Origin of the sequence: Brevundimonas sp., from assembly GCF_032107865.1 — a bacterium.
Taxonomy (GTDB): Bacteria; Pseudomonadota; Alphaproteobacteria; order Caulobacterales; family Caulobacteraceae; genus Brevundimonas.
The window spans coordinates 1-9,821 of sequence record NZ_DAMCNG010000101.1; the positions used below are offsets into that span (position 1 = coordinate 1).

Annotated in this window: 10 protein-coding genes; all 10 read left to right on the top strand. The window is 67.2% G+C overall.

Translation table 11 applies throughout. From position 1 onward, the window contains the following. On the top strand, positions 1-1,446 hold a 1,446-nt coding region (locus tag RT567_RS09745; RefSeq protein WP_313576142.1), incomplete at its 5' end, for a gamma-glutamyltransferase family protein. Positions 1,447-1,523: 77 nt separating this feature from the next. Next, positions 1,524-2,390 (top strand): serine aminopeptidase domain-containing protein, encoded by an 867-nt coding sequence (locus RT567_RS09750; protein WP_313576144.1) that lies wholly within the window; start codon positions 1,524-1,526, stop codon positions 2,388-2,390. A 45-nt stretch (positions 2,391-2,435) separates the two neighbouring features. Next, on the top strand, positions 2,436-3,290 hold the full coding sequence (locus RT567_RS09755) for an aldo/keto reductase (RefSeq protein WP_313576146.1): 855 nt from the start codon (positions 2,436-2,438) through the stop codon (positions 3,288-3,290). A 40-nt stretch (positions 3,291-3,330) separates the two neighbouring features. After that, positions 3,331-3,579: a helix-turn-helix transcriptional regulator gene (locus tag RT567_RS09760; RefSeq protein WP_313576148.1), complete on the top strand. Its 249-nt coding sequence runs from the start codon at positions 3,331-3,333 to the stop codon at positions 3,577-3,579. Continuing rightward, positions 3,579-4,220, top strand: coding sequence for a Pr6Pr family membrane protein (locus RT567_RS09765; RefSeq protein ID WP_313576150.1), 642 nt, complete (start codon positions 3,579-3,581; stop codon positions 4,218-4,220). The genes RT567_RS09760 and RT567_RS09765 overlap by 1 nt, the downstream gene beginning before the upstream one ends. 10 nt (positions 4,221-4,230) lie before the next feature. Continuing rightward, positions 4,231-5,763, top strand: coding sequence for a UbiD family decarboxylase (locus tag RT567_RS09770; RefSeq protein WP_313576152.1), 1,533 nt, complete (start codon positions 4,231-4,233; stop codon positions 5,761-5,763). Positions 5,764-5,891: 128 nt separating this feature from the next. Then, the gene (locus RT567_RS09775; protein WP_313576154.1) at positions 5,892-6,821 is read left to right on the top strand and encodes a DUF3829 domain-containing protein; all 930 of its coding nucleotides are present in this window, start codon (positions 5,892-5,894) and stop codon (positions 6,819-6,821) included. 158 nt (positions 6,822-6,979) lie between these two features. Then, positions 6,980-8,761, top strand: coding sequence for a M14 family metallopeptidase (locus RT567_RS09780; protein ID WP_313576156.1), 1,782 nt, complete (start codon positions 6,980-6,982; stop codon positions 8,759-8,761). Beyond that, positions 8,758-9,159, top strand: coding sequence for an MAPEG family protein (locus tag RT567_RS09785; RefSeq protein WP_313576158.1), 402 nt, complete (start codon positions 8,758-8,760; stop codon positions 9,157-9,159). Before RT567_RS09780 ends, RT567_RS09785 begins: the two co-directional genes overlap by 4 nt. Positions 9,160-9,416: 257 nt before the next feature. Further along, on the top strand, positions 9,417-9,821 hold a 405-nt coding region (locus tag RT567_RS09790; RefSeq protein ID WP_313576160.1), incomplete at its 3' end, for a PmbA/TldA family metallopeptidase.

Consider the following 9,821-nt stretch of genomic DNA (forward strand, 5'->3'; position numbering starts at 1 on the left):
GTCGGCTTCAACGGCTCCGGCGCCAGCCCGCGCGGCCTGTCGCTGGCCACCGCCCGATCAAAGGCCGGGGCTGACGGCTATCTGCCCCGCTACGGCGCCGTCACGGTCAACGTCCCCGGCGCCGTCGACGCCTGGTGGAGCGCGCACCAGCGCTACGGCAAGCTGCCGTGGAAGGACGTGCTGCTGCCCGTCGCCGAACTGTGCGAACAGGGCGTACCCGTGCCGCAGGTCATCGCCTGGTACCTCGAACGCGGCATGGCCAATTTCGACAAGAGCGCCGCGACGATCGAGGAAAACGACAACCGCAAGAAGGTCTGGCTGACCGGCGGCCGCACGCCCAAGACGGGCGAGGTCTTCGCCAACCCGGACCTGGGCCGCACCTACCGCATGATCGCCGAGGGCGGCCGCGACGCCTTCTATGACGGGGTGATCGCCGACCACATCGAGCGCTATTTCAAGCGCATCGGCGGCTGGATGACCCGCGCCGATCTGGCCGCCCATCGCACCGAATGGGTCGAGCCGCTGATGACCACCTATCGCGGGGTCGAGGTCTATTCGCTGGGCCCGAACACACAGGGGCTGTCGACCAACCAGATCCTGAACATCTGCGAACAGTTCGACCTGAAGGCCATGGGCTTCCAGTCCGCCGCTTCGATCCACGTCCAGGCCGAGGCCAAGCGTCTGGCCTTCGAGGACCGCGCCCGCTACTTCGCCGACGAGCGCTTCGCCAAGGCCCCGACCGCCTGGCTGAACTCCAAGGCCTACGCCGCCGAGCGCGCCAAGCTGATCAACCCGAACCGCGTCATGGACCGCGTCTTCCCCGGCGATGCGCCGACACAGGGCGACACCACCTATTTCAGCGTCGCCGACAGCGACGGCATGATGGTCAGTTGGATCCAGTCCAACTATCGCGGCATGGGCGGCGGCCTGGTCGCCGACGGCCCGGACGGCGGGACGCTCGGCTTCATGTTCCAGAACCGCGGCGAACTGTTCGCCCTGACCGACGGCCACCCGAATGTCTATGCGCCGGGCAAGCGCCCCTTCCACACCATCATCCCCGGCTTCGCCTGCAAGGACGGAGAGCCGTGGCTGGCCTATGGCGTCATGGGCGGCGGGATGCAGCCGCAGGGTCAGGCCCAGATCATCATCAACATGGTCGACTACGGCCTCGACCCGCAGGAAGCCGGCGACAGCCCGCGCTGGCAGCACTACGGCTCGTCCGAACCGACCGGCCAACCGGCCGAGGGCGTGGGCAAGCTGCACCTCGAATCCGGCGTGCCCGAAGCGACCAAGCAGCAGTTGACGGCCATGGGCTGGGACCTCGGCCCGCCCGACGGCGGCTTCGGCGGCTATCAGAACGTGATGAAGCAGATCAACGAACAGGGCCGCTGGACCTACGGCGCTGCGACCGAAATGCGCAAGGACGGCAACGCCCTGGCGTATTGAGTGGGCCTATTGATCGGGCCCGCTTGACCTGACGCCACGTCAATCGGCTAGAGTTCGTTTCCAAACAGGACGGACCTATGACCGATCTCGTCACGCGCGACTTCACCGCTCCGGCCGCCGACGGCTATCCGCTGTCGATGCGGCTGGTTTCGGCCGCTGAACCCCGGATCGCCGTGCTGGTTTCGTCCGGCACCGGCTTTCCCAAAGGTTTTTACGAGCGGTTCGCCCGCTATCTGGCGGGCCGGGGCGCGGCGGTCCTGACCTATGATTTCCGGGGCATCGCCGGATCGCGGCCGGATGATCTGAAGGGCTCGACCATCGACTATCCCGACTGGGGCCGGCTGGACATGCCCGCCGCGCTGGACGCCCTGATCGAAGCGGCGCCGGGCCTGCGCGTCGTCCATGTCGGCCACAGCGTCGGCGGCCATTTCCTCGGCTTCATGCCCAATCACGACCGGATCGAACGGCACGCCTTCGTCTCGGTCGGGACCGGATGGTGGGGCGGGCACCACCGCAGCTACAATCCGCTGGAGTTGTTCTTCTGGCTGGGCTTCGGACCGTTCAGCCTAATGCGGCACGGCTATATCAAGGGCGGCGGCCTGTGGGCCGGCACCGACCTGCCGCGCGGCGTATTCACCACCTGGCGACGCTGGTGCATGAAGCGCGAGTATTTCTCCAAGGAACTGGAGACCAGCCTGCGGCCCCATCACTATGAGGCCGTGACCGCCCCGATCCGCTCATGGATCTTCACCGACGACCCTATCGCCACGCCCGGAACGGCGCGCGATCTGTTGAGCGTCTATCCCAACGCCCCCTCGGACATGACCATTCATGCGCCCGGAGATTTCAACGTGCGGCGGATCGGCCACGAAGGCGCCTTCCGCAAGGAGATGGAGCCTTTGTGGGATGGGATTTTCCACTGGCTGGACAATGGCGACGCCTGAACGGGCGCCTATATCCGAGGCTCTTCATCTTCGCGGAGCCTCCCCATGCCCTATTCCAATCAGCCGACCGTGACCGCCTCGGGCGTGGAGATTCCCCTGCTCGGTTTCGGCACCTGGCAGCTGGAGGCCGACGACGCCCGCCGCATGGTGCGCGAGGCCCTGCGCATCGGCTATCGCCACATCGACACCGCCTGGATCTACAAGAACGAGAAGGCGGTCGGCGACGGCATCGCCGACGCCGTGGCCGAGGGGATCGTCACGCGCGACGACATCTTCGTCACCACCAAGATCTGGGTCGAGCATTTCCATCACGACGCCCTGCTGCGTCAGGCCGAGGAGTCGGCCATCAGCCTGGGCCTGACTCCCGACCTGCTGCTGCTGCACTGGCCCAAGCCGACGCCCGCGCTGGTGGAAACCATCGGCGCGCTGAACGCGGCGCTGGAGAAGGGCTTCACCAAGCACATCGGCCTGTCCAACTTCCCCTCCGCCCTGTTCCGCGAGGCCGCCGCCCTGTCGAGCGCGCCGCTGATCACCAACCAGGTCGAATACCACCCCTATCTGTCGCAGAAGACCCTGATCGAAACGGCGCGGGAACTGGGCTCGTCCATCACCGCCTGGTCGCCGCTGGCGCAGGGCAAGATCGCCGACGACGCCGTGATCGGCGAGATCGCCAAGGCGCACGGCAAGACCAACGGCCAGATCACCCTGCGCTGGATCATCCAACAGGGCGTCATCGCCATTCCGCGCACGGCCAAGGAAAGCCGCGCGGCCGAGAATTTCGGCATCTTCGACTTCGAACTGTCGGCCGAAGAAATGGCGCGGATCAGCGCCCTGGCCCGCCCCGACGGCCGCCTCGGCGACTGGCTGGACGAGGCCTTCCAATGGGATCAGGATGCCTGATCTGACACGGTTCTAGGGCGCGGGCGCCGAGGAGGACGTCATGGGTTCGGTTCTGGGCTTTCCGGGGATTGATCCGATGGACGCCGTCGTCGGCGCCCGCATCCGCCGCTGGCGCGACCAGCGCGGCGTGGCCTTCGACGACCTGGCCGCCGCAATCGACCTGACGCCCGAGGCGCTGCGCCGGGTCGAGGCGGGACGCGAGCATCTGGACGCCGCGCGCCTGGACGCCGCCACCCGCGCCCTGCGTCTGCCGGTGTGGGCGCTGGTGTCCGACGCCCCGGCCTATTGATGACGGCGCGCCTTTATCGCGGCCTGTTCGCCCTGATCGGCTGGGGCGCCCTGGGCCTGCAATACGGCCTCCTGCTGCGGAACAACCCCGGTTCCGGCGCAGGAGAGCTGACGCTGAACTTCTTCAGCTTCTTCACCATCCTGACCAATCTGCTCGCGGCGCTGGCCCTGACGGGGCCGGCGCTGGCGCCCGACGGCGTTCTGGGCCGATGGAGCCGCAGCGAGGGCGTTCGGGCCGCCGTCGCCATGTACGTCGTCGTGGTCGGCGTCGTTTATCACCTGCTGCTGGCCCAGACCTGGAACCCGCAGGGCTGGCAGAAAGTCGCCGATGCGCTGCTGCACACGGTCATGCCCCTGGCCTTCGTCGGCGACTGGCTATTGTTCACGGCCAAGGGGCGGCTACGCTGGATCGACGCGGTCAAATGGCTGGCCTTTCCGCTGCTCTACGGCGGCTGGACCCTGGCGCACGGGGCGATGACGGGCTGGTGGCCCTATTGGTTCGTCAATGTCAGCGAACTGGGCCTGGCGCGGGCGGCGGCGAACTTCGCGGGTCTGTTGGTCTTCTTCCTGCTGCTGGGGCTGGTCGTCGTGGCGATCGATCGCGCGTTCGGACGGCGTGACAGACGGCTCGCGTCCGCCTAAGCGTCAGCGCATGGCCTATAAGTCCCTGCGCGATTTTCTTGCGACCCTCGAAGCCGACGGCGAACTGGTCCGCGTGTCGGAGCCCGTCTCCACCCATCTGGAGATGACCGAGATCCAGACCCGCCTTCTTCGGAACGGCGGCCCGGCGGTCCTGTTCGAGAAGCCGGTCATGCCGGACGGCACGATCAGCCCCATCCCCTGCCTGGCCAACCTGTTCGGCACGGTGAAGCGCGTGGCCATGGGCGTGACGCTGGAGGGCAAGGCGCGCACTACAGCGGGCGAGCTGCGCGAGGTCGGCGAACTGCTGGCCTTCCTGCGCAATCCGACGCCGCCGCGCGGCCTCGGCGACGCCATGGAGATGCTGCCGCTGGCCCAGACCGTCATGTCGATGCGGCCCAAGACGGTGAAGAAGGCCCCGGTTCAGGAGGTGGTGCTGAAGGGTGATCAGATCGACCTGACCGCCCTGCCCATTCAAGGCTGCTGGCCCGGCGAGCCCGCGCCCTTGATCACCTGGGGTCTGGTCGTGACCAAGGGGCCGTCGGACGACCGCGAGGATGACTTCAACCTGGGCATCTATCGGATGCAGGTGCTGGGTAAGGACAAGGCCATCATGCGCTGGCTGGCCCATCGCGGCGGGGCCCAGCACTACGCCCGGCACAAGAAGGCGGGCAAGCGCGAGCCCCTGCCCTGCGCCGTCGTCCTGGGCGCCGACCCCGGCACCATCCTGGCCGCCGTGACCCCCGTGCCGGAAACCCTGTCGGAGTATCAGTTCGCCGGGCTGATGCGCGGCTCCAAGGCCGAACTGGTTCCCTGCAAGACCGTGCCGCTGATGGTCCCGGCCCACGCCGAGATCGTGCTGGAAGGCCACGTCCTGCTGGACGAGTTCGAGGACGAAGGCCCCTACGGCGATCACACCGGCTACTACAACTCGGTCGAGAAGTTCCCGGTCTTCCATCTAACAGCCATTACGATGCGCAAAGACCCCATCTATCTGACCACCTTCACCGGCCGTCCGCCGGACGAGCCGAGCGTTCTGGGCGAGGCGCTGAACGAGGTCTTCATCCCGCTGATCCGCCAGCAGTTCCCCGAGATCACCGACTTCTGGCTGCCGCCCGAGGGCTGCAGCTACCGCATCGCCGTGGTGTCGATGAAGAAGGCCTATCCGGGTCACGCCAAGCGCGTGATGATGGGCTGCTGGAGCTATCTGCGGCAGTTCATGTACACCAAGTGGATCATCGTCGTGGACGACGACATCAACGCCCGCGACTGGAAGGACGTCATGTGGGCCGTCTCGACCAAGATGGACCCGGCGCGCGACATCACCGTCATCGAGAACACGCCCATTGACTATCTGGACTTCGCCAGCCCCGAGAGCGGGCTGGGCTCCAAGATCGGCCTGGACGCCACCGACAAGTGGGAGCCCGAGACCAAGCGCGAATGGGGCGAGGAAATCCGCATGGAGCAGGACGTCATCGACCGCGTGTCCGAGAAGTGGGCCTCGCTGGGCCTGCCGGGCGACGGGGCGCCGATCTGGAAGGCCTGACGCGGTTCCTGTGAGCAGTTTGCAAAAACTCGTCTCGCGAGAGAACCCAAATGGCTGATCGGCGTTCAGTTTCCCGGCCGAAGGAACGGCGACGCTTGGGGCGCGCTGATCGGCTAAGGGGAATTCATATGATTTCACGCACCAGCGCCGGCGTCGCCACGCTCGCTCTCGCCGCCGCGCTCAGCCTTTCGGCGTGCGGCGACAGCAAGGGCAACGCCGAGAATCCGGCGCCCAAGTCGGTCGCCCAGGCGGCGGGCAACGAGGCCACCCAGGAGAAGATGAGCCTCTACATCGACGCCTTCAACGCGCTGATCGACGACCACTGGGGCGTGTCGAAATACTTCGGCGACTATCAGAAACTCGACATCCCGAACGCCTCGGCCACGGCGACGCTGCACTTCCCGGAGAACATCTCGCACCTGGAGCGCGCGATCGCGAAGCTGAAGGAAGGCCGAGCGCTGAACGGCGGCAATCAGGGCAAGAAGGCCGATGAGGCGGCCGACAAGCTGATCCCGCAACTGGAAGCCCTGCTGGCCCAGTGGCAGGCGCTCGACCCCTATTTCGAATCCCGCGCCTATCGCGACGACGCCCTGGCCAAGGCCAAGGCGGCCCACGCCGCCCAGACCCAAGCCTATCAGGGCAGCGTCGCCGGCATCGAGCAACTGGACGCCGCCCTGACCGAATACCAGCGCGCCAGCAACGCCGCCAAGATGGAGGCCATGCGCAAGGGAGGCCACGCCGCCGAGGCCAGCCTGCTGGACGCCATGCAGAAGGCGGACCTGTTCACCAATGCGGTGATGGAGGACAACAAGGCCGAGGCCGACGCCCAACTGCCGACGATGGAAGCCGCCATCGCCAAGCTGCGCGAAGAGCAGGCCAAGATGCCGGCGGACAACCGCAACAAGTCCTATCTGTCCAGCATCGCCGACAACCTCAGCGGCATGGTCGGCGCCTATCGCGACTTCAAGCAGTCCAGCTCGGACAGCTACCGCGAGCAGGTCGTAGACCGCTACAACAGCGCCATCGGCAACATGAACCGCGTGGAACTGCCCGCGTAACGACCCTGCGTCCGGCCGTGACGAGCGGCCGGACGCGCTTCTCGCGAATAGGGGCCGGGGTTGCCAGACGGCTGTGATCGGATCACGAAGGGCCTATGCGCCTAGACCGTTTCGTCACAGCGGCCGTCGCCGCCCTAGTTTGTTTCGCGAGCCCCGCCATGTCCCAGACCCCGTCCGCTTCCGTTTCCAACGAAGCTCCGTGGGACCAGGCCTTCCTGCCGCCCGCTCCCGCCTGGGACGGCCCCAGCCGCGCCCTGCTGCGCGACGCCTCCGATCCTTGGGTCACGGGGTTCGAGGCCGATGCCGAGCATGACTTCTCGCCCAACTATGCCGACACCCGCGCCTGGTTCGACAAACTGGATGCCGCCAGCGACCTGATCCGCATCGAACAGTTCGGCGCCTCGCCGGAAGGCCGCCCGATCTACGCCGTGATCGCCTCCAAGGACGGCGCGGTCTTCGATCCGTCCAAGCCGGTCCTGCTGGCTCAGGCCGGCATCCATCCGGGCGAGATCGACGGCAAGGACGCGGGCATGATGCTGCTGCGCGACATCGCCTTCTACGGCAAGGACGGCCTGCTGGACCGCGCCAACCTGATCCTGATCCCGATCCTGAGCGTCGACGGGCACGAGCGCGCCGGCGCCTATTCGCGTCCCAACCAGCGCGGGCCGCGCATTCAGGGCTGGCGCCACACGGCGACGAACCAGAACCTGAACCGCGACTTCATGAAGCTGGATCAGGCCGAGATGCAGGCCGTCATGGGCCTGATTCACAAGTATCAGCCGGACCTCTACGTCGACATCCACGTCACCGACGGCATCGATTATCAATATGACGTCACCTTCGGCTACAACGGCGAGGACGGCGTCTGGAGCCGCAGCCCGGCTATCGCCAAATGGCTGGACGCCGCCTTCAAGCCCGCCATGTATGAAGCGCTGGAGACGCAGGGCCACATCCCTGGCGAACTGGTCTTCGCCATCGACGACCGCGACCCGAAGAAGGGGCTGAACGACGGCGGTCTGGGCGAACGCTTCTCGAACGGCTGGGGCTCGGCGGCCCACGTCCCGACCATCCTGATCGAGAACCACAGCCTGAAACCGCACGAACAGCGGGTGCTGGGCACCTATGTCTTCCTCGAACAGGCGTTGAAGCTGCTGGCCGAAAAGTCGGGCGACCTGCGCGCCGCCATCGCCGCCGATCGCGCCCTGCGCCCTGCCGAACTGCCCGCCAATTTCGACAGCGACGACACGCCCTCGCACACGCGCCCCTTCAAGGGCATCCGCTATGAGACGTTCGACAGCGCCGCCTCGGGCCGCCCCGAAATCCGCTGGCTGGGCCAACCGGACGCCGAGCTGTGGCCCATGCCCTTCTACGGCTCCCACCCCACGCTGACGCTGGCGCGGCCGACCGCCTATTGGGTGCCGTCCTATCGTCAGGACGTGATCGAGCGCCTGCGCATCCACGGCGTGCAGATGGAGACGCTGGACGCCCCGCGCACCGTCGCCGTCGACATGCTGCGCCTCATTGACCCCAAGGTGTCGGGCCGCACCAACGAAGGCCATGTGCCGATCTCGGCCAGCGACGTCCGGCCTGAGGCCCACGACTGGACCTTCCCCGTCGGCTCCGTCCGCGTGCCGACCGATCAGCCGATGGGCGATGTCGCCATCCTGCTGCTGGAGCCGCAGTCGAACGAGAGCTTCTTCGCCTGGGGAATGTTCCCCGAGGTGCTGAATCGCGTCGAGTACATCGAGGCCTACGCCATCGCCCCCCTGGCCGAAAAGATGCTGGCCGCCGACCCGGCGCTGAAGGCCGAGTTCGAGGCCAAACTGGCGGCCGATCCCGCCTTCGCCGCCGACGGCGATGCGCGTCTGGCCTGGTTCTATGAGCGCACGCCCTTCTACGACGCGCGCTATCGCCTCTATCCCGTGGGGCGCGAGAATTGAGCCTGATCCCGACCATCCAGGCCGCTTCCCTGTGGGGCGGCCTGCTGATCCTGCTGCTGTTCGTCCTGTCGGGCGTGGTGGTGCGGCGGCGTCGCCAGCATCTGGTTGAGTTCGGCGACGGCGGGGTACGCGAACTGGTCTGCGCCACCCGCGCCTTCTCCAATGCGGCGGAATACATCCCGGCCGGCATGTGCGGCCTGATCCTGCTGGCCTTCCTCGGCGCCCCGGCCCTGCTGATCCATGCGGTCGGCGGGATGCTGTTCGCCGGGCGGGTGATCCACGCCCTGGGCCTGCTGTTCCAGGAAGGCCCGTCGCTGGGCCGGTCGGTCGGCATGATCCTGACCTGGCTGGCGCTTCTGGTCGCGGCGGTCAGCCTGATAGCCTGGTCGATCCTGTAGGCAAGACACCGACCCTCTCCCGGCGGGAGAGGGCTTGAGCTTCGGAGAGCCGAAGGCGATCCGCCAAGCGAAAGGGTGAGGGGCTTGTCCCGTCAGTCGGCGTAAGCCGCCGCGCCACGGCCTTGCGGCCGACTTCAGCCGCGAACCCTCACCCTTTCGCCTTAGCCAATCGCTACGCTCTTGGAGGCTCAAGCCCTCTCCCATCAGGAGAGGGTGACAACGGTTGCACACCCTACCTCCCTCCGCCATATCGGGGCATGTCCGATAAGACGCCCTCCCCCGACATCCTGAACGATCTGATCTCCGCCGCGCTGAAGGCCGGCGCCGATGCGGCCGAGGCCGTGTCCGCCCATCGCGCCTCCCTGTCCGTCGGCGTACGCAACGGCGCGCTGGAAGACGTGGAACGTGAAGAGGCCCGCGACCTGGGTCTGCGCGTCTTCATCGGGCGGCGTCAGGCGACGGTGTCCGCCTCCGACCTGTCCGACGCGACCCGCGCCCGTCTGGTCGAGAGGGCCGTGGCGATGGCGAAGCTGGCGCCGGAAGACCCCTATGCCGCCCTCGCGCCGCAGGACCGTCTGGCCGCCGCGCCGCACACGGACCTCGACCTGTATGACCCTGCCGAACGCTCGGCCGAGGCGCTGGAAGCCGCCGCCGCCCAAGCC

Excerpts from the sequence above, each read along its gene's own strand:
- RT567_RS09770 (WP_313576152.1), top strand. The coding sequence starts at position 4,231 with ATGGCCTATAAGTCCCTGCGCGATTTTCTTGCGACCCTCGAAGCCGAC.
- RT567_RS09760 (WP_313576148.1), top strand. The coding sequence starts at position 3,331 with ATGGGTTCGGTTCTGGGCTTTCCGGGGATTGATCCGATGGACGCCGTC.
- RT567_RS09750 (WP_313576144.1), top strand. The coding sequence starts at position 1,524 with ATGACCGATCTCGTCACGCGCGACTTCACCGCTCCGGCCGCCGACGGC.
- RT567_RS09765 (WP_313576150.1), top strand. The coding sequence starts at position 3,579 with ATGACGGCGCGCCTTTATCGCGGCCTGTTCGCCCTGATCGGCTGGGGC.
- RT567_RS09775 (WP_313576154.1), top strand. The coding sequence starts at position 5,892 with ATGATTTCACGCACCAGCGCCGGCGTCGCCACGCTCGCTCTCGCCGCC.
- RT567_RS09755 (WP_313576146.1), top strand. The coding sequence starts at position 2,436 with ATGCCCTATTCCAATCAGCCGACCGTGACCGCCTCGGGCGTGGAGATT.
- RT567_RS09780 (WP_313576156.1), top strand. The coding sequence starts at position 6,980 with ATGTCCCAGACCCCGTCCGCTTCCGTTTCCAACGAAGCTCCGTGGGAC.